Origin of the sequence: Aidingimonas lacisalsi (assembly GCF_008079445.1) — a bacterium.
In the GTDB taxonomy this organism is placed as follows: Bacteria; Pseudomonadota; Gammaproteobacteria; order Pseudomonadales; family Halomonadaceae; genus Aidingimonas; species Aidingimonas lacisalsi.
Map to the genome: position 1 here is coordinate 198,607 of NZ_VRYH01000001.1, position 21,693 is coordinate 220,299.

Genomic DNA, 21,693 nt, shown 5'->3' on the forward strand with positions numbered 1-21,693 from the left:
CAGGCTACGACTGCCGCGAACGCCGACGACGCCCTGATGGTCGAAATGCGCGGCCTCAATAAGTGGTTCGGGGATTTCCATGTATTGCGCGAGATATATCTGGAGGTCGAACGCGGCGAGCGTATCGTCATTTGCGGCCCCTCCGGCTCGGGCAAATCGACTCTGATCCGCTGCATCAATCATCTCGAAGAATTTCAGAAGGGGGATCTATCGGTTGGTGGTTTACCGATGACCCAGGACGTGAAGCGAATCGAACAGATTCGTCGTCGTGTCGGCATGGTCTTCCAACACTTCAACCTGTTCCCTCACCTGACGGTGCTGGAGAACTGCTGCCTTTCTCCCATCTGGGTGCAGAAAAAGCCTCGGAAGGAAGCAGAAGCCCAGGCAATGAACTACCTGGAACGTGTACAGATCGCCGAGCAGGCACTCAAATATCCCGGTCAGCTCTCCGGGGGTCAACAACAACGGGTTGCCATTGCACGCTCGCTCTGCATGCATCCGGAAGTGATGCTATTCGACGAACCTACCTCGGCTCTCGACCCGGAGATGATCAAGGAGGTGCTCGACGTCATGGTGGAGTTGGCTCATGAGGGCATGACCATGCTCTGCGTCACTCACGAAATGGGCTTCGCCAAAACGGTAGCCGATAGAGTCATATTCATGGATCAGGGACAAATCATCGAGGAAAACGCTCCAGAGGCCTTTTTCAACGACCCTCAATCGGAGCGCACCCAGCTCTTTCTTAGTCAGATCCTCGGCCATTGAGCCCATCTTCCCTCGGCTTGAGTCTGTCGGGGAATCAGCCATGGGTCGATCCTGAATCATGTGTCGACGCTTCCAGCGGCCTCATGAGCCTGTCATTGTTTAATGTCACACTCTCTAATAACCAATAGCTATTTGTCAGACTGCTTAATATTCCTTAACGTGTGATTTCATCACTTGAGCTATGCTCTCTGGAGGGCGCTCGAGTCCTTTTCATGGCACGTCAGGAGATATCCCATGTTACGCCGTTTCACGCTGGCCGCGCTGGCCACAGGACTCATGGCAGTCGGCGGGTTGACACACGCCGATGAAGACACGATCAAGGTCGGTATGTCCGGCGGTTATTTCCCCTTCACTTTCGTTGAGCAGGACACCCTGAAGGGGTTCGAGGTCGACGTCATGGAGGCGGTTGCCGATGAGCTGGATAGAGACGTGGAGTTCGTCACCGCCAATTTCTCCGGGCTGTTCGGAATGCTCGAATCAGGCCGTGTCGATACCATCGCCAACCAGATCACCATTACCGAAGAACGGTCCGATAAGTACGTGTTCACCGAGCCCTATGTCTATGACGGAGCCCAGGTCGTAGTCAAGGAGGGCAGCGATGCCATCCAGGGCGTCGAGGATCTGCGCGGCAAGAGCGTAGCCGTCAACCTGGGCTCCAATTACGAAGAGCTCTTGCGCGAACTACCGTACGCCGACGAGATCGACATCCGTACCTACGAGAGCAACATCGAGCAGGATACCGCCCTGGGCCGAGTCGATGCGTTCGTGATGGACAGGGTCAGCGCCAGCCAGGTCATCAAGGAGAAACCACTGCCGCTGCAGTTGGCCGGTCAACCGTTCTCCGAGATCCGCAACGCCCTGCCATTCCGCGATACCGAAGCCGATCGTGAGTTGCGCGACCAGGTCGATGGAGCATTGAGTTCGCTCCGCGAAGACGGCACCCTCGCCGCAATCTCCGAGCGCTGGTTCGGTACCGACATCACTCGTCCCTGACGCATCGAGACGTTGTCCATGAACGTTCTCGACGTCGACTACATGGTCGGGCTAGTCCCCGTCCTGATCCGTTACCTGCCGCTGACTCTGGCCATGGCAGTGGCAGGCATGGCACTGGCTCTGGTGCTGGCCTGCGGCCTAGCCGTTATCCGGGTGCTGCGGATTCCGGGGCTGAACGGTGCAACGCTGCTGTTCATCTCGTTCTTCCGCGGCACGCCCCTGCTGGTCCAGCTATTTCTGTTTTACTACGGGCTGCCACAGGTTCTCGCCTTTCTGACGCAGATCAACGGCGTTACGGCCACCATCATGGGCCTGACCCTGCACTTTTCAGCCTACATGGCGGAATCGATACGCGCCGCCATCGTCGGTGTGGATCGCAGCCAGACGGAAGCCGCCCTATCCATCGGCATGACCAATGGCCAGCTGATGCGCCGGATCGTGTTGCCACAGGCGACACGCGTGGCGGTGCCAACACTCATGAACTACTTCATCGACATGATCAAGGCGACGTCACTGGCGTTCACGCTGGGGGTCACCGAGCTGATGGGAGCGACCCAGAAGGAGGCCGCCGGCAGCTTCCTCTATTTCGAGGCGTTCATTACCGTGGCGATCATCTATTGGCTGATCGTCGAGGGTCTGGCCTGGTTCCAACGCCGACTGGAAACGCGACTCAACGAGGCCTATCGGCGATGATCAAGATCGAGAAACTCGTCAAGCGCTTCAATGGAGCGCCCGTACTGGATGGTATCGACCTCGAAATCGAACAGGGCGAGATCATTGTGGTCATCGGGCCATCGGGAACCGGCAAATCGACGCTGCTACGCTGCCTCAATTTCCTCGAGCGTCCCGATGCCGGCCATCTGACCCTCGGGGACCTGGACGTGGATGTTACCCGAGCCACTCGCGCCGACATTCTAGAGGCAAGGCGGCGCACCGCGTTCGTTTTCCAGAATTACGCTCTGTTCGCCAACAAGACGGCACTCGAGAACATCGCCGAAGGTCTGATTGTCGTTAACCGCTGGCCCAAGGTGAAAGCCCATGCGCGTGCCCGGGAGATACTCGAGCGCATCGGCCTGGCCGATAAGGCGGATGCCTACCCGGCATCGCTGTCAGGCGGGCAACAGCAGCGGGTCGGGATCGGCAGGGCCATGGCCGCCCAAGCCGAAATCATCCTGTTCGATGAACCCACATCCTCTCTGGATCCGGAGTGGGTCGAAGAAGTCCTGGGACTCATGAAACAACTGGCAAGCGAACGCCAGACCATGCTCGTGGTGACGCACGAAATGGGGTTTGCTCAAGATGTGGCCGATCGAGTGGTCTTCATGGACAGCGGCCACATCGTCGAACAAGGCCCACCTGCGCGACTCTTTCGCGAGCCCCGGGATCCTCGCACCCGAGATTTCCTGCGCAAAGTACTCGCTAACCAGGTCGACCCGCTGGCTACCTGACGTGGGTTGCCATTCACGCCGATGCCGACTCCCGGAACGCGGCCCGGATCGCCTTGACCGCAGCGATGGATTCGGGATTGTCACCGTGCACGCACAGCGTGTCGGCAGGCAGCACCAGAGCCGTACCATCATTGGCTGTCAGGGCCTCACCCCGCGCCAGTGCCACGGCCTGGGAGACGATCGTCGCCTGATCATGATGCACCGCTCCCGGTTCGCGGCGGGATACCAGACGACCACGGCCGTCGTAGGCACGATCGGCAAAGGTCTCGAACCAGAGCGTGATGCCCATGCGCTCGGCCAGTTCACGAATCGGGCCAGGATCGGCGGTCGACATCACCATCAACGGTAGCCGGACATCGTAGCCGGCGACCGCCCGCATCACCCCTTCAAGCAACGCGAGGTCGGTCGTCATGTCGTTGTAAAGCGCGCCGTGAGGCTTGATGTAACTCAACGACGTGCCGGCGGCCTGGCAGAAACCGGCCAGTGCCCCGACCTGATATAGCACCATGTCTTCGATTTCTGCCGGCGAACACGCCATCGAGCGACGCCCGAAGCCCATCAGATCGGGATAGCCGGGATGCGCACCGATACGAACGCCATGTTCGACGGCGAGCCCCACGGTTGTCCGCATGACATGCGGATCGGACGCATGAAAGCCACAGGCGATATTGGCGCAATCGACATGCGGCATCACGTCTGCATCCAGCCCGAGCTTCCAGTTTCCGAAACTCTCACCCATATCGCAGTTCAACAACGGTATCGTCATATGGCCTCCTGATGCTGTCCGGAACCGCAGTGAATATCCCCATTCCCGTCATCTTGCCCTAGCCAAGGATATGACAATACCCGCGCGTCAACGCAAAACGTCTTGCCGAGCGTTGACTGGCTAATTAGCCTATGAGGCAGTGTCTCGATGACGTCATGGCTGACACGACAATGACAATAACCTGGATACCCGCCCGCTCCTCACTATGATTTTCACAACATTACCGAGGATCTCGATCATGCGTAAAACGCTTTTACTGGCCGCTACCACCACGTGTTCCGCACTCGCCTTGACGACGGCACAAGCCGCGGAGTGGAACCTGGCAACGCCATACGGTGACGCCAGTTTCCACACCCAGAACACCAAGCAATTTGCCGAGGATGTCGCCGCAGCGACCGATGGCGAACTGACCATCAACGTCCATAGTGGCGGCTCGTTGGTCGAGCATGGCGAGATCAAGTCCTCCGTGCGCCGAGGCACCATCCAAGCCGGCGAAATCTTCTTGTCGACGCTCTCCAACGAATCGCCGATCTATGAGGTCGACACCCTGCCCGGCGTCGCCGGCAGCTATGAGGATGCCTACCGGTTATGGGAAGTCACCAAACCAGTGATTAGCGATCTCTTCGCCCAGGAAGGCTTGATGCCGCTCTACGCCGTGGCCTGGCCGGCACAAGGCATCTATACCGATTTCGAGCTGACCGATCCCGATGAGTTCGAGGGCTTGCGCGTACGTGCCCCCAATATCAACACGCAACGTTTCATTGAAAACCTGGGAGGCAGTCCCACCGAAACCGAAGAGTCGGACATCCCCAACGCCTTCAGCACAGGTCGTGTCGATGCCATGATCACCTCGAGCTCGACCGGTAACGCCATGACCGCCTGGGACTATGTGTCCCATTACACTGACGCCAACCTGTGGCTACCCAAGAATATCGTCTTTGTCAGTCGCGATGCCTACCAACAACTCGATAGTGAAACGCAGCAGGCCCTGATGGACGCTGTCGCCCAGGCGGAAGAACGCGGTTGGGAAATGAGTCGTGAAGACAATGAAGCCAGCCTGCAGGCTTTGCAGGACAATGGCATTACGGTCTCGCAACCTAACGACGCCGTTGCCGACGCCCTGCAATCTGCCGGTGATACGTTGTATGACTCGTGGCTGGAACGCGCCGATCAACGCGCCGAACAGGTGCTGGAGAACTATCGCCAGCAGACCGATAATGAATGAATTGTCCTGCAGCAATAGTCTGAGTCAGTCATGACCTTCAAGCTGGCAAGACTCTACGACCTGGGGGCTTGGGGCGCCGCCGGCTGCATGATCTCGATCTGCGGTCTGGTGGCTCTCCAGGTCATGCTACGCTGTATCGATGGCCTGCTGGTGTTCTTCGGCCTATCACGGTTGGGACTCGGCATTACCGGCGTTTCGGAAATTGCCGCCTACTTACTGGTCGGTGCGACCGGGCTCGGCCTGGCGTATACCTTCGTGCACCAGGCCCATATTCGAGTGACACTGCTCGTCGCGCGGCTACCCTCCGCCATCCGTGCCTGGACAGAGGCGTTCTGCCTGGCGGTTGCCCTGGCATTGACAGTGGCGCTGACGGCCGGCCTGATCCAACTCATCGGTGAGAGCATCGAGTTCCAGGATGTCTCGTCAGGCTTTCTATCGATCCCATTGTGGATTCCCCAGACCGTCCTGGTGGTCGGTGTCGGACTATTGTGCCTGGCCTTGCTCGAGGCACTCGCCGTTACGCTCAAGACAGCCGTCGTGGCCCCGTCCAGTTACCGTGCTGAAGACAGCAATGAGACCGGCGAGGATGACCGTGCCTGATTCATCGATGCCCGCCTCGCGGAGAGCCCTGACATGCTGACATTGAGCCTGGTGACCGCGCTGATCCTGTTCGTGCTGCTCGGCAGTGGTGTCTGGATCGCCTTTGCGCTGATCGGCACGGCTTGGATGTCCCTGGCGTTATTCACCGCCTTTGAGCCGGGTCCGATTCTGGCTTCGGATTTCTGGGGTTCCAGCTATGGCTGGGACCTGACCGCATTGCCGATGTTCATCTGGATGGGGGAGATCCTGTTCCGCTCTGGACTGGCGGACAATATGTTCCGCGGCCTGTCGCCTTGGCTCAATCGGCTACCCGGTCGCCTGCTCCATACCAATATCATTGGCAGTGGGATGTTCGCCGCTGTCTGCGGTTCTTCGGCAGCTACCTGCGCCACCGTCGGCAAGATGACGGTTCCCGAGCTCGAAAAGCGTGGCTATGACAGCAACATGGCGATCGGTACCCTGGCGAGCGCCTCGACGCTGGGGCTACTGATTCCACCGTCCATCATGCTGATCGTCTACGGCGTCGTGATGGAGCAGTCGATCTCGCGGCTATTCATGGCAGGCATCGGTCCAGGCGCACTGATCCTGGCCCTGTTCATGGGTTTCCTGATCGGCTGGGCACTGTTGATCGGCAACCGCAGTGGCGGGACCGGCGTCGCCGCTCCCTCAATGTCGCTGAGGGACAAGGTTCGCAACAGTTGGCAACTATTGCCGATCGTGGCCTTGATCGGCGGTATCATCGGCAGCATCTATGGCGGCTTGGCCTCACCGACCGAAGCGGCGGCCGTGGGTGTCGTCCTGGCCATGCTCATTGCCCGTGTCAATGGTCACTTCGATCGTACGATCTTCCGCGATTCATTGTTCGCCGCGGTGCGCACGGCCACCATGATCGCCTTCATCATCGCCGGTGCCTCGTTCCTGACCTCAGCCATGGGCTTTACCCAGATCCCGTCGCAACTGGCCCAGGCCATCGCCGAGATGGGATTGTCGCCTACCGCCTTACTGGTGGCCCTGACGCTGCTGCTGCTGGTATTGGGTTGCTTCCTCGACGGAATCTCTCTGATCCTGCTGGTGACCTCGATCATCATGCCGATGATCGAAGCCGCCGGTTTCGATCTGATCTGGTTCGGTATCTACCTGGTGATCGTGGTCGAGATGTCCCAGATCACCCCGCCCGTGGGCTTCAACCTGTTCGTGATCCAGGGCCTGACCGGCAAGGATATTCTCACCATCACCAAGGCGACCATCCCCTTCTTCCTGCTGATGCTGTTCGCCATCGCGCTGATGTATCGCTTTCCCGCCATTGCGTTGTATCTGCCGCAGGCGATGTGATGCGAGGTGTGTCTAGACAGGAGTCGCTGGAAGGTGCCCGTTACTTGGCATTCTCTTCGATGAAACGCTGCATGATAGCCAGCGTTTCATCGCTGACATGGTGTTCCATGCCTTCGGCATCGATGCGCGCCGTGCTATCACGCACTCCCAACGCCCGGAGAAACTGCAATACGATATCGTGTCGAGCACGCGAATTTTCCGCCATGCTCTGACCCGCTTCCGTCAGGAAGAGTGACCGATAGGGTTGACTCTTCACCAACCCCAACTCATTCAGTCGACGCACCATCTTCGATACGGTCGCCTGGCGTACCCCCATGCGACTGGCCAGGTCGGTGGCTCGAGCCTCGCCTCGATGCCGTATCAGATCGCCGATCAACTCCACGTAATCCTCGATCAACTCCGTTTCATGCGCATTTCTCACTGTCTCGTACTGCCGCGCATGCTGCGTGACGGGTGGCAACGCGTCGCGACTGGAGTCACCGGTTGGTGGCGCATTGTCTTGTTCGTAGTCGTTCATTCGTTAGCCGGAGATGCCAAGATAATTCCTAGCTATGGTAACGCACATTGGTGAAAAGCGGTAAGTCGCATTCTCATTCACGGTGACGACGCGCCCTGCACGCTTCTGAATACTGGTTTGTCATTGGAACGTTGACAACGAACAATAGTCAAGACTATAAAATATAGCAAAAGCTAACTAATTACCCATGCGCCAACTTAATTGGGCTACATCAGTGAATACGCATGAGCCAACCAAGGGGCTTATCCCGACACAGAGAGATTCATACATGTCATATCGCCGAGACCTCATGTTTGCCACATGTCTCGCAGGACTCATTGCCATGACCGGTAATGCCAACGCGCAAAGTGAAGCCCAACAGGAACCATTCAAGGTGGTCACCACGTTTACGGTGCTTGCCGACATGGCCTCCAACGTCGCAGGAGATACGGCCAAGGTGGTGTCCGTCACGAAACCCGGAGCAGAGATTCACAACTACGAGCCCACGCCGCAAGACATCGTACGCGCCCAGGATGCCGATTTGATTTTGTGGAACGGCCTCAATCTCGAGCTCTGGTTCAAACAGTTCCTGACCAATCTCGGCGATGTCCCATCCGTGACGCTCACTGATGGCATCGAGCCGATCCCGATCACCGAGGGGGACTATGAAGGCACGCCCAATCCTCACGCGTGGATGGGCCTGGATAATGCCATGATCTATATCGACAACATTCGCGATGCGTTTGTCGAGCACAATCCGGACAATGCCGATAGCTATCGGCAGAATGCCGAGGCGTACAAGCAGGAAATCCGGGAGACGATTCATCCCTTGCGTGACCAGGTGCAGCAGATCCCGGCCGATCGACGCTGGTTGACCACCTGTGAGGGCGCCTTCAGCTATCTGGCCGAGGATTTCGATATGCAGGAACTCTATCTATGGCCGATGAACACCGACCAGGTCGGTAAACCGCAGCAGGTACGCGCCGTCATCAATGGGATCCGTGAGAACGATATCCCCGTGGTTTTCTGCGAAAGTACCGTGAATACCGATCCAGCCAAACAAGTAGCTCGTGAAACCAGTGCCGAATATGGCGGTGTCCTCTATGTGGACTCTCTCACTGAAGCCGACGGCCCCGTGCCCACGTATCTCGACTTGCTGCGGGTAACATCTCGGACGGTCGCCGACGGATTGTCGTCCCACACCGACTAAGCACCCTGCGAACAGACTTCGCATGAGAGGACAGTGTCATGCTTAAAACATCTCGTCAGCGTGTCGAACAACCGAGCGAAGAGGCCGATGCCGGGATACTCGCCAAGGATCTCACCGTCACGTATCGCAACGGCCATACCGCGCTGCACGATGCCAGCTTTGCGATCCCACGCGGCACGGTCACCGCGCTAGTGGGCGTCAACGGTGCCGGAAAATCCACCCTTTTCAAGGCCATCATGGGGTTTCTACCGGCCGGCAAAGGCGATATCCGACTGCTGGGCTATAGCGTTAGAGAGGCATTGCGATCGAATCTCGTGGCCTATGTCCCGCAATCCGAAGACGTCGATTGGGCGTTCCCCGTCCTCGTCGAGGATGTGGTGATGATGGGCCGTTACGGGCGCATGAACTTTCTCCGCCATCCACGTCGCATTGATCACGAGGCCGTCAATCGAGCGCTCGAACGTGTAAACATGAGCGCGTTTCGACAGCGACAGATCGGCGAGCTGTCCGGAGGACAACGTAAACGCGTGTTTCTGGCCAGAGCGATTGCCCAGGAAAGTCGTATCATCCTGCTCGACGAACCCTTTACCGGGGTCGATGCGACGACTGAGACGCAGATCATTGCCCTGTTGCGAGAACTTCGCGACGAGGGCTGCGTCATGCTCGTTTCGACACACAATCTCGGCTCGGTGCCCGAGTTCTGTGATCGCACCATCTTGATCAGGGGAACAGTACTCGCCGAGGGCCCGACTGATACCGTGTTCACGCGCCGGAATCTCGAGAGCGCCTTTGGCGGCGTACTGCGCCACTTCACCCTCGGCGGAGAAGCACTGCATGACGACGAAGACCACCGCGAGCTCAGTATCATCACCGACGAGGAGCGGCCCTTCGTACAGTATGGCGGAGAAACCCAGACGCGAGCGCGCGAGGGCAACGACTCATGATCGAACTGCTGCTGCAACCTTTCGACTACGGCTACATGGTTAATGCCATGTGGGTATCCGCGCTCGTTGGTGGGGTTTGCGGTTTCCTGTCATCGTATTTGATGCTCAAGGGGTGGTCACTGATCGGTGATGCGCTCTCACACTCGGTCGTTCCCGGCGTCGCCGGCGCCTACATGCTGGGTCTCCCTTTTGCCTTGGGGGCGTTTATCGCCGGCGCGCTGGCATCCGCCTCCATGCTCTTCCTCAGTGACAGGTCGGGGCTCAAGGTCGACGTCATCATCGGCATCATTTTCACCTCGTTCTTCGGGATCGGTCTGTTTCTGGTCTCGATCAACCCCATGTCGGTCAGCATTCAGACGATCATCATGGGCAACATCCTGGCCATCACGCCGCAAGACACACTGCAACTGGCGATCATCGGCGTCGTGTCGCTAGCCATCCTGCTCATGAAATGGAAGGATCTCATGGTGACCTTCTTCGACGAAGATCACGCACGCTCGATCGGTCTGCGCCCCGACCTCATGAAAGCACTGTTCTTCCTGCTGCTCTCCGTCTCGGTGGTGGCGGCAATGATGACGGTGGGCGCGTTTCTCGTCATCGCCATGGTAGTGACGCCGGGCGCCACGGCGTATCTGCTATGTGACAGGTTTCCGAGGCTGATCGGCCTGTCAGTCGCTATCGGCGGGGTAACGAGTTGCCTCGGTGCCTATGCCAGCTATTTCCTGAATGGGGCGACCGGCGGCATCATCGTGATACTCCAGACGCTGATTTTCCTGGCCACGTTCCTGTTGGCACCCAAGCACGGGCTACTCGCGGCACGTCGTAAAGCGGCCAAGGCATTACGTACCTCGCTTGATGACCCGTTACCCGAAACGCCCCCTCAGTAACCAGCCAGGACACCGACGATGCTCGACACGCTGCTACTGCCATTTCAGTTCCCGTTCATGCAGAACGCGTTCCTGATCGCCATGATGGCGGCCGTACCTACGGCACTGTTGTCCTGCTTTCTGGTACTCAAGGGTTGGGCACTGATGGGCGATGCCGTCAGTCACTCCGTGCTGCCCGGCATCGTCATTGCCTGGCTGCTCGGGCTACCACTCATCGTCGGTGCGTTCACTGCCGGCATGGTGTGTGCGGTCGCGACCGGCTATCTCTCGCATAACAGCCGGGTCAAGCAGGATACCGTCATGGGCGTGGTATTTTCGGGCATGTTCGGGCTGGGTATCGTGATGTACGTCTCGATCAACACGGATCAGCACCTCGATCACATCCTGTTCGGCAACATGCTGGGGGTCGGCACGAAAGACCTATGGACGACGGGACTCATCGCCCTTGGCACGTCGTCAATCGTGCTGCTGAAATGGAAAGACTGGCTCCTGCATGCATTCGATCCCGCCCAGGCACAAGCTTGCGGATTGCGTACCGGCTGGCTGCACTATGGGCTCCTCGCCATCATGTCATTGACGATCGTGGCAACGCTCTCGGCGACGGGGCTGATTCTGGCCGTAGCCCTGCTGGTGACGCCGGGCGCGATCGCCTTCCTCCTGGTCCGGAGCTTTGCGCACATGCTGATCGTCTCGGTGGTCATGTGTGTCGTCAGCATGCTTGCCGGAACATATCTGAGCTTTTTCCTGGATAGCGCGCCCGCCCCCACGATCGTACTGATACTGACGGCCCTGTTCATAGTTGCCTTAGTGCGGCGGCTTTATCTCACGCGGCGAGCATCACAGCATGAAGCCTCATCACCGACGTGATGAGGCCGGGTACTGCCAGGACGGGTGCGCTCCGAATCACCCCCCTAGTGCTTCGCACACCGCCTGCCTGGATGCTCGCTCACGCTCGGCGTAGAGTGCCAGTTCATCGGTCACCTCGGCACCCAGCGCGGCTTCGAAGGCGTTCCGGTTGGCATTGCCGGCATACGCCGCGTTCTGATCACCGCCCAGATTCGACTGGAAGATGCCGGCGGCGCTGACCGGCAGGAAATCCTCGTAGGTGATCGGCCGGCACTCTACCAATCCGCGCTCGATCAGCGTTTCCAGATCGGCCTCTGCCATGCTACCCGCTTCGTGGCCTGCGTCAGTGAGCCGGTACTCGAAGAACGCCAGTCCCTGACGTCGCAGTTCGCGCTCGGTATCCGGGAAGTCGGCAAACACCTCCGCCAATACACGCTGATGCTCGGTATTGGTCATCCCCGCGGAACGTCGGCGTGACTCGCTGAGCAGTCGGTCGTAGAGCGCCCGTCCGGCGGGCGTCAAGGCAACGCCGCGCTGTTCGATTTCACCGAAGCGGGCGGTGTGGGTGCCCTGCTGCTCACCGGCAAAGCGGATCGATTCTTCCAACGCCTTGAAACTGGTCTGACGCAGCAGGATCGGACAGTCACGACGAGGCGGCCCCTCGATCACTTCCTTGGGATTCATCCCCACTGCCGGCATGCGTCGCTGAACCTCGTCGATATCGAGAGTGCGGGGCGTCAAGTGATTGATATGCGGCCCGCGGAAACAGACCACATCGGCGATCAACCGGTGTTCGGCGTGCAGCGCCTCGTAGGTATCCCAGTCGACGGTGGCGTCATGATGCCAACGGAAGGTCTCCAGAGCCTCGGCGACGAAACGCTCGGCCTGCTCGTCGGTCAATCCACCCTGACGCTCGTGGCAGTCGATCAACTCCCGGGCAGAGGGCGTGAAAATGTCGCGCTCGGCGAGGATCGTGGCAGCGCGTTCACGCAGTTCAACGCTATCGATCAGTCCCAGGCGCAGCAATGACGTGAAGACGCGAAAGGGATTGCGTGCCAGTGCGTCATCGTCGATGGGTCGGAAAGCCGTCGAGTGGACCGGCACACCGGCCTCGGAGAGATCGTAATAGCCGACCGGAAACATGCCCATTACCGCGAAGAGCCGACGCAGCATGGACAATTCGTCGGCGGTGCCGACACGAATCGCGCCATGGCGTTCCACGCTCAGTCGATCCAGCTCATCATGCGCCGCGAGCTGTCTGGCCATTGCCGGACTGTGCTCCAGTACCTCGCGGTTCACCTCCTCCACGAGCTCGAGCAGGGTGCCGTACTGGGGAACCTCGGCCTGGTACATGGCCGACATGGCCTTGGAGAAACGATCGCGAATGTCATGTGAAGTGACAAAGGATGTCATGTCATCGACCTCGTGGTGTCTGTCGTCGAATGTTCCGAGATGGCGCCGGGCAAAGTCTCCAGCGCCCGTTCGAGTCTGGCGAGGCCTTCCCGCATTATCTCGGGTTCCGTGGTCAATGGCGGCAGCAGCCGCAACACATTGCGATACCGACCGCTGGGCATCAACAGCAGCCCCGCTTGCCGAGCGGCACGCAATAGCGCCGCCAGATGTTCTTTACCGCTGGCGTCGGGTGTGTCGTCGAAGACGATGCCGCGCATGGCACCCACACCGGTCAGTTCGCCAAGCATCGGGAAACGACCGCATGTGCGCCATTGGCGATACGACTCGAGGATCAGGACTTCCTGACGTTCACCCCATTGATGCAGGTCATCTTCGCTCATCAACTCCATGACCACCCTGGCCGCCGCGCAAGCCACGGCATTACCCGAGTAGGTACCGCCCAGCCCGCCTTTGGGAACGGCATCCATGAGCGCCTCCCGGCCGGCCACCGCTGCCAGCGGTAGCCCCGCCGCCATGCTCTTGCCCATCAGCAGCAGGTCCGGCTCGATGCCGAGTCGAGGAAAGGCAAAACGCTGACCCGTGCGGCCGAATCCGGACTGGATCTCGTCGATGATCAAGACGATGCCATGCCGGTCGCAGAGATCACGCAGGCGGCGCGCAAAGTCCGCATCGAGCCGGCGGAAGCCGCCTTCGCCCTGTACCGGCTCGACGATGATACAGGCCACCTCATCGACCGGCACGTCCACCTCGAAAAGGCGCTCCAACGCCGCCATGGCCTGGTTCGCATCGATATCGCCATCGCGGCTCGGAAAAGGCAGATGATGTACCGGCCCGGGCAAGGCACCGAGCCGGTTCTTATAGGGCTGGACCTTGCCATTGAGATTCAGGGCGGCGAGCGTACGACCATGAAAACCGTCATCAAAGGCTATCACCGTCTGACGCCCGGTCGCCGCACGCGCTACCTTGAGCGCATTTTCGGTGGCCTCGGCACCGCTGTTGGTCAGCATGCATGACAGCGGGTAGGCCACCGGCACGAAGGCGTCCAGCGCCCTGGCCACCTCAAGATAGCCGCGATGCGGCACGGCGTTGAAGGCGGAGTGCATCAAGGTTCCGACCTGTTGCGTGACCGCCTCGACCACCACAGGGTGACAATGCCCCAGGTTGAGAACGCCAATACCTCCGATGAAATCGATATAGTGGTTGCCGTCCTCGTCCCAGACCTCGGCATTGCGGCCTCGCGCAATACAGAGGGGGTGAACGACACCGATGGAGTCACTGATATGTGGAAAGGCCATGCAGGGATCCTGTCGATTCATCGCGTGCGTTTGATGACACGATCAAAGCAGACCCCAAGGGCGGCTTCAAACGAAAAAAACTTGGCAAAGCATTCCAAAAAATAATGAACTACCAGAGCACCCGAGCCCTCCTATCGAGAAGGCATCGCCACAATGAAGCCACCCCGATTCAGTATCATGAGCTCAAGGCATGGACTGGCTGGTGTGCTGATCGAGGGTGATCGGTTTATCCCGATACTCGAGTATCCAATCGATGAAGCCCTTGACCTTGCCGACATCGCCCTTGTGCTCCGGATAGGCCAGATAGTAGGCGTTGTGACTGATCAACGAGAACTCCCAGGGAATCACCAGTTGCCCCGCCCCGAGTTCTTCTTCGGCCAGGAAACGCGGTACCAATGTGACACCACAGCCGGCCCGTGCCGCCTGCAGGGCCATGTAGAACGTATCGAAGCGCGGGCCATGGTAACTATGGGGCGTGTAACAACCCTGGGCCTCGAACCAGTCATGCCAGACTTCAGGGCGTGTCGCGCTTTGCAACAGCACCAGTTGCGTCAGATCCAGCGGATCCTGGATGCCTTCCGCAGGCAGGACATGCGGTGAACACACCGCCACCACTTCTTCGTCGAGCAGCTTGATGCACTCGGCTTTCGGCCAGGCACCATGACCGAAGAAAAAGGCGACATCGACGCGCTCCTCCTCGAGATCGAACGGCTCCACCCGATTGCTGATATTCAGATAGATATTGGGGTGGCGAAAACGAAACCCATTGAGCCTGGGTACCAGCCATCGCGAACCGAAGGTCGGGAGCGTAGTGACATGCAATACCTCGCTCTGCCCTCCGTATGACTGCATATAACGCGTCGACATCTCGACCTGCGACAGTATCTTGCGGACTTCCGTCAGGTATAGCGACCCCTCAGGTGTCACCTGGAGACGCTTGCGCACACGGCGAAACAGCGGATGTTCCAGAATCGACTCGAGTTGAGCGACCTGCTTGCTGACGGCGCTCTGGGTCAGGTTCAGTTCGTCTGCCGCACGAGTGAAACTCAAGTGGCGTGCCGACGCCTCGAAGCATTGCATGGCAGTGAAGGTAGGTAGATGGCGACGACTCATGCTGACACCCTTTTCACGAAAAAATGGAATGACGTCTGTATAAAACGTCGTTTGAGCCAGGTCAATTGCCGCGGCAATACTGCGGATGGTTTTTATCCATCCTGTGTCAGCAGTAGGAGGAAGAATGATCGACACTGTCATGCAGCGCCTCGGCGTGGCCGAGTCCCTATACCGGGACGGCGACTATCCCGTGACCTCCCCCTCCGATGGGGCCGAGATCGGTCGGGTCCGGCTGGAGGACGGAAAGGCGGTAGACGCTCGCATTGCCCGCGCCCGGCAGGCGTTCGAGCAGTGGAGCCGGGTCCCCGCCCCCCGACGCGGTGAGTTGGTGAGGCTGTTCGGCGAGCAACTGCGTCGCCACAAGGAGGATCTCGGCACGCTGGTCACCCTGGAGTGCGGCAAGATCTACCAGGAAGGTCTTGGCGAAGTGCAGGAAATGATCGATATCTGCGATCTCGCCGTTGGTCAGTCGCGTCAGCTCTATGGCCTGACCATCGCCTCGGAGCGGCCAGGCCACCACATGCGTGAAAGCTGGCATCCGCTGGGGCCGATCGGCCTGATTACCGCCTTCAACTTCCCGGTGGCGCCCTGGGCCTGGAATGCCGCTCTGGCCCTGGTATGTGGCAATAGCCTGCTGTGGAAACCCTCCGAGAAGACCCCATTGACCGCTCTGGCCTGCCAGGCCCTGCTCGAGCGTGCCATGGCCGAGTTCGGCGACGAGGCCCCACAGGATCTCAGCCAGGTCATCATCGGTGATCGCGAGGCCGGCGAGCGCCTGACCGATGATCCCAGCGTGCCACTGATCAGTGCCACCGGCAGCACGCGAATGGGGCGCGAAGTCGCACCGCGCGTCGCCGCCCGTTTCGGCCGCAGCATCCTGGAACTCGGCGGCAACAACGGCATGATCCTAGCCCCCAGTGCCGATCTGGACATGGCCGTGCGCGCCATTCTGTTCTCCGCCGTCGGTACCGCCGGCCAGCGCTGCACCACGCTGCGCCGCCTGATCGTCCATGAATCCATCCGCGATAATGTCCTCGAACGGCTGAAGAAAGCCTATACGGGCATCAGCATCGGCGATCCGATGGAAGGCAACCTGGTCGGTCCGCTGATCGATTCCCAGGCCTATGACCAGATGCAATCCGTGCTGGACAGGGCTCGCCGGCAAGGCGCCACGGTATTCGGTGGAGAGCGCCAGCTGGCTGACGCTTACCCCAATGCCTATTACGTCAGCCCTGCCATCGTCGAGGTCGAACATCAGGACGAACTGGTCAAGAACGAAACCTTTGCTCCGATCCTCTACGTCATGAGCTACCGCGACTTCGATGAAGCAATGATATTGCACAACGATGTGCCACAGGGGTTGTCGTCGTGCATTTTCACCAGCGACGTGCGAGAGGCCGAAACCTTCGTCTCCGATCAGGGCAGCGACTGTGGTATCGCCAACGTCAACATCGGTCCCAGCGGCGCCGAGATCGGTGGAGCCTTCGGCGGCGAAAAGGAGACCGGCGGCGGTCGTGAATCCGGATCGGATATCTGGAAGAGCTACATGCGCCGACAAACCAACACCGTCAATTACTCCCGCGAACTGCCGCTGGCACAAGGCATCAAGTTCGACTGATCACGACCATCGCCATGTCGGTCTCGAGACATGGCGGTAAGTGGGCAGGCATTCCAACAACGGTTTTGGAGTCAACGATGACAACAACAATCTCGAGAGAACAATGGGGTAGCCGTTTCGGCTACCTGATGGCCGTGGTCGGTGCCATGGTCGGTGCCGGCAATATCTGGCGCATGCCCTATGTCACGGGTGAAAACGGGGGCGGGGCGTTCCTGATCGCCTATTTCCTGCTGCTCTACCTGATCGCCGTGCCCGGTCTGATGGGCGAGACCAGTCTCGGCCGCCATACCCGACAAGGTCTGATCGGCACCTTCCGCAAGCTCTACGGCAACAATCGCTTCGTCGGTCTGGGGCTGGTGATCCTGATCTTCAATATCGTGCTGATGTCGTACTATTCATCGATCGTCGGCTGGTCAATCTACTATGCCTTTCATGCCCTGATCGGTACGTTCACGCAAACCGAGTTCGACACGGCCGTACTCTGGCAGAACTTCAGTGGCAACACCGCCTTGAACGTCGGCATGCACAGCATCGCCATGCTGATGGTCACCGGTATCCTACTGCTTGGAATCAAGGGCGGCATTGAACGTCTGGCCAAATGGATGATGCCGATCCTGACGATCGCCCTGATCGCCATCGCCATCCGGGGGCTGACCTTGCCGGGCGCCATGGCCGGCCTGGAGTTCAGTTTCTCGCCCAATTGGGAATACCTCGCACGGGGCGAGACCTGGCTGGCGGCATTGGGGCAAGCCCTGTTCTCCACCGGCCTCGGCTGGGGCATTGCCCTGACCTACGGCAGTTACCTGGGACGCAACGACGATATTCCCCTCGGTGGCGGCATCTTCACGGCCATCGGCAATACCAGTTTCGGGCTACTGGCCATCTTCGCCGTTTTCCCCATCGTTTTCGCCTTCGGCATCTCGCCGACCTCGGGCGCCGAACTGGCCTTCGTGGCCCTGGCCAGTGCCTTCGGCAGCATGACAGGCGGTTATCTCTGGGCGCTTTTGTTCTTCATGGGCTTCTTCTTCGCCAACCTGACCACCGCCATTGCCATTACGGAGGTCGGTGTCACGACGTATCGGGAAGAGAAGTCCACCGGACGCAGCAAAGCCGTGCTGACCATCTGCGGAATCATCTGGTTGCTCGGCATTCCCAGCGCCATGAATGCCGATATCCTTGGCTATCTGGACTTCGTCGTCGGCAACTGGGGACTGCCTCTGGCCACCTTCATCATCATGATCGCCATCGGCTGGAAATTCGATGCCAGCCGCCTGCGGGTGCTGAGTCTCAACCGGGGGGCCGATCTCTACGTACCCAAGCTGTGGGAGCCCATCGTTCGCTTCCAGATTCCCGCCATCATGCTGGGAATCATGGCTTATTTCCTCTACAGCAATCTTAGCCAGACCCCCTGGAAAACCGTCAGTGGCCTTGCATTGCTGACGCTGTTGATTCCGCTTTGCATGTGGATCATGAGCCGTCGTCGCGACACATCCTATGTCACTACGCCCGCCGGAGGTCAGCCCTCATGAGCCTTTCCGCCATCATCGTCATGACCGCATCCATCATCGCCCTGTGGGGTGTCGCCACCGTCGCCTTGAGTTATTCATTGCGACAAGAGGAGCGCAAACTGGCACTGATCCAGTCTCAGGGTGACTTTGAACCGCTGTCCCCACGGGCACAACGCGACCTGGAAACGTGGCTTGCCCGTCATCCGGAGGAAGAACCGGCCAGAGAAGTGCGGGAACTGCTCGAGCTTCAGCAACAAGCCATGCAGCATAACCCACAACGTTTCTATGACTGGTCGACTATCGACGAGGCTCGTCAATAACGACAAGACCCATCGACCAATGTGCGATCAGTATCAACCAGTCTAGCGGGAGGCATCATGCAGGAACGCTGCCTATGGTATGCCACGTCGCCCGAGCCACCCTTGAGCCTCGAGGCCCTGGAAGGCGATCACCGTGCCGATGTTGCCGTCATTGGTGGCGGCATCACAGGGCTGAGCACCGCGCTTCATCTTGCCGAAGCCGGTATCAGCGTCTCCCTCATCGAGGCGGGGGACATCCCCAATGGTGGATCCGGACGCAATGTCGGCCTCGTCAACGCCGGGCTGTGGATCCCCCCGGACGACATCGCAGAGACCCTGGGGGAGGTCGACGGCGAGCGCGTCAATGCGATACTCGGTGCTGCGCCTACCGAGGTATTTTCGCTTATCGAACGGCATCGCATCGATTGCCATGCCACCCGTACCGGAACGCTACATCTGGCCCACAATGGCAAGGGGGAGCAGGAACTGGCACGACGCGCGGCACAGTTTCAGCACCGAGGCACCCCGGTGGAGTTACTCGAAGGCGAGTCATGCTGGCGTCGTCTTGGCTCGCAACGAATCAACAGGGCCCTCCTCGACCATCGGGCCGGCACGCTGAATCCTGCGGCCTATACCCGTGGGTTGGCACGGGCGGCTCACACCCATGGTGCACGACTCTATACCCACAGTGCCGCCACGGGGATGGAACGCGCAGGTGATGGCTGGCGCGTTACCACGGATCGCGGCAGTATCGCGGCGTCGCGGCTGGTACTGGCCACGAACGCCTATACCGAGGACCAGTGGAACCACGTACGCCACCACTTCTTTGCCGGCCATTTCTACCAGGTGGCTTCCGAACCACTTTCCGACACCCAGGCTGAAGACATCCTTCCCGATCGTCAGGGAGCCTGGGATACGCGTATGGTCTTGAGCAGCATTCGCCGTGATGCCGACGGCCGATTGATACTGGGAAGCCTGGGCAAAGGGGATAGCAAACCCGCCTCATTCCTGCGCTGCTGGGCCGATCGCATACAGCAGTATTATTTTCCCCAACTCGACACCGTCAACTGGGAATGCGCCTGGACCGGGCGAATCGCTTTCACGCCCGATCATACCCTGCGGCTGTTCGAACCGGCGCCAGGTATCCTGGCGGTCACCGGATACAATGGCCGCGGCATTACCACCGGCACCGTCGTCGGTAGAGGGTTCGCTCACTATCTCATGCACGATGACGACAGTTTGCTGCCACTACCGATACGTCCGGCAACACCGATCAAGGCGGCCTCGCTATGGCGCTCCGCCTACGAAAGTGGATTCACGCTGTACCATGCAGGCCAGTGTCTGAGGCTAATTGCATGAGATCACTCTTGGGTCGTCCCCGTCAGCGTCGAACGCCGCCACCGGCTTACACGGGACGAGGGTCATCGGCGATACGGGCTTCCAGGGTTTCCGCCAGCGTGAAGACGTGAACATCCTCGACACCCATGGCGCGTAGCGCATCGGCGAGATTCAGCAGGTAGTCGCTGTTGGGGCCGCTCGGGCCATGGGAATCCGCAATGTGGCGGGCCATGGCATCGTACGATGCCGCGCCCAGGAAGGCGGGGTTGGCGTCGGTGGCGATATAGACCAGGCCCTCGGCCTGCTCACCATCCGTAAAGTGCAACGGCGTAACCTCGCGGAGATAGCCGTTCTTTTCGCGCACATCCAGCGGACCCAGCGTCTCGGCCGAGATACGGTATGCCATGCCATGGCAGACGGCACCGGGCTCGCGTATCAGGGTAACGACACGCCCCGGTGACTCGGGCGTACCGCGATGATCATGAGAGCCTTGCCAGAAACGACGCGTCCAGCCATGGATATATGCCGGCCGCCGCTCGTGGTAAGGGAAATCCGCTTTCCAGATCAGTGACCCATAGCCGAATACCCAGACATCGTTTTCATTTGCGACGTCGTGCATTGCGTGACTGCTCTATTACTGGGGCATCTGTGATAATCAATCACGCAATATGCCAGAAAACGACGGTGGGCGGAAAGCGCAACACGCCGTCTCACTGCATCAGCATGCCGCCGGCATCGTCATCGAGTGAAACGCCTTCGACGCCGATATCCGCTTCAAGCGCCAGCAGATAATGACGCAGGGCGCGCCGGGTCGCTTGCTCGCGAAGTGTATGACGCACATGAACGGCCACCGTTTCATAGGTCGGCAATTCTCCCTCGATGCGTTCATCGATACTGACGACATGCCAGCCATAGCGTGATGCCAGCGGGCGACCGTGCAATCCTGTCGGCAAGTGCTGCAAGGCACGATCCAGTTCACCGACCGTCTGCCCCGGTACCAGCCAGCCAAGTTCACCCCCCTCGTCTTTCGAGGGGCAGGCCGAATAACGCTGGGCCAGTTCGGTAAATCGTGCGGGTGCCTCGTGCAGCGACTGGATCAACGCTTCACCCTGCCGGTAGCCGGCATCCCGCGCCTCGGCATCATCCGGCGCCGCCGCCAGCAGGATATGGCGGACGCGCAGTTGCGTGGGCTCGCTGAAGCGCTCGGGATGCGAGCGATAGAATCGGTGGCAATCCGCTTCGGAGGGCTCGGGAACGTCCAGCTCCCGGTCCAGTAGGGCGGCGATCGCCGTGTCTTCGTCATCGATACGCTCATCGGGCAAGTCAGTCCCTCTCAGGGCCTCGATGCGCTGGCGCAGCAGCTCGCGAACCACCAGGGCGCGCGCCGCCTTGAGCTGGGCACTGCCGGCGGAATCCGCCGGGTGATACTGCATCTCACGAGCGATGGCGTCCTCCCCGATGGTGGCCTCGCCGACTCGGATGGGCGGTGGCGTGGCACCACCAGGAATCTGTTCTATCTCGATCATTTGCATGATGATAGCTCCTTGGAGCGCATGCGCTGTTTCCTGAGGGCGCCGGGGACAGGACGGAGAGGGGG

General features: G+C 59.6%; 22 protein-coding genes. 15 read left to right on the forward strand and 7 right to left on the reverse strand.

Annotation, left to right across the window (positions count from 1 at the left end; translation table 11 throughout):
• The first annotated feature begins 36 nt into the window (after positions 1-36).
• From FVV99_RS00910 to FVV99_RS00925, 4 genes are all read left to right on the forward strand, one after another.
• Complete coding sequence (locus FVV99_RS00910; RefSeq protein WP_148252580.1) at positions 37-765, forward strand: amino acid ABC transporter ATP-binding protein; 729 nt, start codon at positions 37-39, stop codon at positions 763-765.
• A gap of 234 nt (positions 766-999) precedes the next feature.
• Positions 1,000-1,758: an amino acid ABC transporter substrate-binding protein gene (locus tag FVV99_RS00915; RefSeq protein ID WP_148252125.1), complete on the forward strand. Its 759-nt coding sequence runs from the start codon at positions 1,000-1,002 to the stop codon at positions 1,756-1,758.
• An 18-nt stretch (positions 1,759-1,776) separates the two neighbouring features.
• Positions 1,777-2,451, forward strand: coding sequence for an amino acid ABC transporter permease (locus FVV99_RS00920; RefSeq protein WP_148252126.1), 675 nt, complete (start codon positions 1,777-1,779; stop codon positions 2,449-2,451).
• Positions 2,448-3,206: an amino acid ABC transporter ATP-binding protein gene (locus tag FVV99_RS00925; RefSeq protein ID WP_148252127.1), complete on the forward strand. Its 759-nt coding sequence runs from the start codon at positions 2,448-2,450 to the stop codon at positions 3,204-3,206. Before FVV99_RS00920 ends, FVV99_RS00925 begins: the two co-directional genes overlap by 4 nt.
• Positions 3,207-3,219: 13 nt before the next feature.
• Here FVV99_RS00925 and FVV99_RS00930 read toward each other — a convergent pair whose 3' ends face one another.
• Complete coding sequence (locus FVV99_RS00930) at positions 3,220-3,972, reverse strand: 5-oxoprolinase subunit PxpA (RefSeq protein WP_148252128.1); 753 nt, start codon at positions 3,970-3,972, stop codon at positions 3,220-3,222.
• Between the two features lie 238 nt (positions 3,973-4,210).
• Between FVV99_RS00930 and FVV99_RS00935 the strand changes: the two genes are divergently transcribed.
• Genes FVV99_RS00935 through FVV99_RS00945 form a run of 3 tightly spaced genes read left to right on the forward strand, consistent with a single transcriptional unit; the run spans position 4,211 to position 7,129 of the window.
• Positions 4,211-5,197 (forward strand): TRAP transporter substrate-binding protein, encoded by a 987-nt coding sequence (locus FVV99_RS00935; RefSeq protein ID WP_148252129.1) that lies wholly within the window; start codon positions 4,211-4,213, stop codon positions 5,195-5,197.
• 30 nt (positions 5,198-5,227) lie between these two features.
• On the forward strand, positions 5,228-5,797 hold the full coding sequence (locus FVV99_RS00940; protein WP_148252130.1) for a TRAP transporter small permease: 570 nt from the start codon (positions 5,228-5,230) through the stop codon (positions 5,795-5,797).
• Between the two features lie 33 nt (positions 5,798-5,830).
• On the forward strand, positions 5,831-7,129 hold the full coding sequence (locus FVV99_RS00945; protein ID WP_148252131.1) for a TRAP transporter large permease: 1,299 nt from the start codon (positions 5,831-5,833) through the stop codon (positions 7,127-7,129).
• Between the two features lie 40 nt (positions 7,130-7,169).
• Here the strand turns inward: FVV99_RS00945 and mntR are convergent, their stop codons facing one another.
• Complete coding sequence (mntR, locus tag FVV99_RS00950; RefSeq protein WP_148252132.1) at positions 7,170-7,646, reverse strand: manganese-binding transcriptional regulator MntR; 477 nt, start codon at positions 7,644-7,646, stop codon at positions 7,170-7,172.
• A gap of 373 nt (positions 7,647-8,019) precedes the next feature.
• On the opposite strand from mntR, the gene FVV99_RS00955 reads away from it, so the two are divergent.
• Genes FVV99_RS00955 through FVV99_RS00970 form a run of 4 tightly spaced genes read left to right on the forward strand, consistent with a single transcriptional unit; the run spans position 8,020 to position 11,533 of the window.
• Positions 8,020-8,835, forward strand: a complete 816-nt coding sequence (locus FVV99_RS00955) for a metal ABC transporter substrate-binding protein (protein WP_407921327.1) — start codon at positions 8,020-8,022, stop codon at positions 8,833-8,835.
• A 38-nt stretch (positions 8,836-8,873) separates the two neighbouring features.
• A complete protein-coding gene (locus FVV99_RS00960) occupies positions 8,874-9,779 on the forward strand; it encodes a manganese/iron ABC transporter ATP-binding protein (RefSeq protein WP_148252134.1) in 906 nt (301 codons plus the stop codon).
• A complete protein-coding gene (locus FVV99_RS00965; RefSeq protein ID WP_201744999.1) occupies positions 9,776-10,666 on the forward strand; it encodes a metal ABC transporter permease in 891 nt (296 codons plus the stop codon). Before FVV99_RS00960 ends, FVV99_RS00965 begins: the two co-directional genes overlap by 4 nt.
• Positions 10,667-10,684: 18 nt before the next feature.
• Positions 10,685-11,533 (forward strand): metal ABC transporter permease, encoded by an 849-nt coding sequence (locus FVV99_RS00970; RefSeq protein WP_148252135.1) that lies wholly within the window; start codon positions 10,685-10,687, stop codon positions 11,531-11,533.
• A 36-nt stretch (positions 11,534-11,569) separates the two neighbouring features.
• On the opposite strand, the gene hglS is transcribed toward FVV99_RS00970, so the two are convergent.
• The 3 genes from hglS to gcvA all read right to left on the reverse strand — a co-directional run bounded on the left by hglS (position 11,570) and on the right by gcvA (position 15,333).
• Entirely contained in the window at positions 11,570-12,925 is a 1,356-nt protein-coding gene (hglS, locus tag FVV99_RS00975) for a 2-oxoadipate dioxygenase/decarboxylase HglS (protein ID WP_148252136.1), read from the reverse strand.
• Positions 12,922-14,220, reverse strand: a complete 1,299-nt coding sequence (locus FVV99_RS00980; protein ID WP_092568629.1) for a 2-aminoadipate transaminase — start codon at positions 14,218-14,220, stop codon at positions 12,922-12,924. Before FVV99_RS00980 ends, hglS begins: the two co-directional genes overlap by 4 nt.
• A gap of 183 nt (positions 14,221-14,403) precedes the next feature.
• Positions 14,404-15,333, reverse strand: coding sequence for a transcriptional regulator GcvA (gene gcvA, locus FVV99_RS00985; protein ID WP_148252137.1), 930 nt, complete (start codon positions 15,331-15,333; stop codon positions 14,404-14,406).
• Between the two features lie 124 nt (positions 15,334-15,457).
• Between gcvA and amaB the strand changes: the two genes are divergently transcribed.
• From amaB to amaA, 4 genes are all read left to right on the forward strand, one after another.
• Positions 15,458-16,951, forward strand: coding sequence for an L-piperidine-6-carboxylate dehydrogenase (gene amaB, locus FVV99_RS00990; RefSeq protein ID WP_148252138.1), 1,494 nt, complete (start codon positions 15,458-15,460; stop codon positions 16,949-16,951).
• Positions 16,952-17,028: 77 nt separating this feature from the next.
• A complete protein-coding gene (locus tag FVV99_RS00995) occupies positions 17,029-18,480 on the forward strand; it encodes a sodium-dependent transporter (protein ID WP_148252139.1) in 1,452 nt (483 codons plus the stop codon).
• On the forward strand, positions 18,477-18,779 hold the full coding sequence (locus tag FVV99_RS01000; RefSeq protein ID WP_148252140.1) for a hypothetical protein: 303 nt from the start codon (positions 18,477-18,479) through the stop codon (positions 18,777-18,779). The genes FVV99_RS00995 and FVV99_RS01000 overlap by 4 nt, the downstream gene beginning before the upstream one ends.
• Positions 18,780-18,836: 57 nt before the next feature.
• Positions 18,837-20,117 (forward strand): L-pipecolate oxidase, encoded by a 1,281-nt coding sequence (gene amaA, locus FVV99_RS01005; protein ID WP_148252141.1) that lies wholly within the window; start codon positions 18,837-18,839, stop codon positions 20,115-20,117.
• Positions 20,118-20,163: 46 nt separating this feature from the next.
• On the opposite strand, the gene FVV99_RS01010 is transcribed toward amaA, so the two are convergent.
• Positions 20,164-20,715: a gamma-glutamylcyclotransferase gene (locus FVV99_RS01010; RefSeq protein ID WP_092568639.1), complete on the reverse strand. Its 552-nt coding sequence runs from the start codon at positions 20,713-20,715 to the stop codon at positions 20,164-20,166.
• A 91-nt stretch (positions 20,716-20,806) separates the two neighbouring features.
• Positions 20,807-21,628, reverse strand: a complete 822-nt coding sequence (locus tag FVV99_RS01015; RefSeq protein ID WP_148252142.1) for a peptidylprolyl isomerase — start codon at positions 21,626-21,628, stop codon at positions 20,807-20,809.
• Positions 21,629-21,693: the final 65 nt, after the last annotated feature.

Coding starts and splice junctions, on each gene's coding strand:
- FVV99_RS00945 (WP_148252131.1), top strand. CDS start 5,831: ATGCTGACATTGAGCCTGGTGACCGCGCTGATCCTGTTCGTGCTGCTC.
- FVV99_RS01010 (WP_092568639.1), bottom strand. CDS start 20,715: ATGCACGACGTCGCAAATGAAAACGATGTCTGGGTATTCGGCTATGGG.
- FVV99_RS00935 (WP_148252129.1), top strand. CDS start 4,211: ATGCGTAAAACGCTTTTACTGGCCGCTACCACCACGTGTTCCGCACTC.
- hglS (WP_148252136.1), bottom strand. CDS start 12,925: ATGACATCCTTTGTCACTTCACATGACATTCGCGATCGTTTCTCCAAG.
- FVV99_RS00995 (WP_148252139.1), top strand. CDS start 17,029: ATGACAACAACAATCTCGAGAGAACAATGGGGTAGCCGTTTCGGCTAC.
- FVV99_RS01015 (WP_148252142.1), bottom strand. CDS start 21,628: ATGCAAATGATCGAGATAGAACAGATTCCTGGTGGTGCCACGCCACCG.
- FVV99_RS00940 (WP_148252130.1), top strand. CDS start 5,228: ATGACCTTCAAGCTGGCAAGACTCTACGACCTGGGGGCTTGGGGCGCC.
- gcvA (WP_148252137.1), bottom strand. CDS start 15,333: ATGAGTCGTCGCCATCTACCTACCTTCACTGCCATGCAATGCTTCGAG.
- FVV99_RS00980 (WP_092568629.1), bottom strand. CDS start 14,220: ATGGCCTTTCCACATATCAGTGACTCCATCGGTGTCGTTCACCCCCTC.
- amaB (WP_148252138.1), top strand. CDS start 15,458: ATGATCGACACTGTCATGCAGCGCCTCGGCGTGGCCGAGTCCCTATAC.
- FVV99_RS00910 (WP_148252580.1), top strand. CDS start 37: ATGGTCGAAATGCGCGGCCTCAATAAGTGGTTCGGGGATTTCCATGTA.
- FVV99_RS00965 (WP_201744999.1), top strand. CDS start 9,776: ATGATCGAACTGCTGCTGCAACCTTTCGACTACGGCTACATGGTTAAT.
- FVV99_RS00930 (WP_148252128.1), bottom strand. CDS start 3,972: ATGACGATACCGTTGTTGAACTGCGATATGGGTGAGAGTTTCGGAAAC.
- FVV99_RS00915 (WP_148252125.1), top strand. CDS start 1,000: ATGTTACGCCGTTTCACGCTGGCCGCGCTGGCCACAGGACTCATGGCA.
- FVV99_RS01000 (WP_148252140.1), top strand. CDS start 18,477: ATGAGCCTTTCCGCCATCATCGTCATGACCGCATCCATCATCGCCCTG.
- FVV99_RS00925 (WP_148252127.1), top strand. CDS start 2,448: ATGATCAAGATCGAGAAACTCGTCAAGCGCTTCAATGGAGCGCCCGTA.
- FVV99_RS00920 (WP_148252126.1), top strand. CDS start 1,777: ATGAACGTTCTCGACGTCGACTACATGGTCGGGCTAGTCCCCGTCCTG.
- amaA (WP_148252141.1), top strand. CDS start 18,837: ATGCAGGAACGCTGCCTATGGTATGCCACGTCGCCCGAGCCACCCTTG.
- mntR (WP_148252132.1), bottom strand. CDS start 7,646: ATGAACGACTACGAACAAGACAATGCGCCACCAACCGGTGACTCCAGT.
- FVV99_RS00970 (WP_148252135.1), top strand. CDS start 10,685: ATGCTCGACACGCTGCTACTGCCATTTCAGTTCCCGTTCATGCAGAAC.
- FVV99_RS00960 (WP_148252134.1), top strand. CDS start 8,874: ATGCTTAAAACATCTCGTCAGCGTGTCGAACAACCGAGCGAAGAGGCC.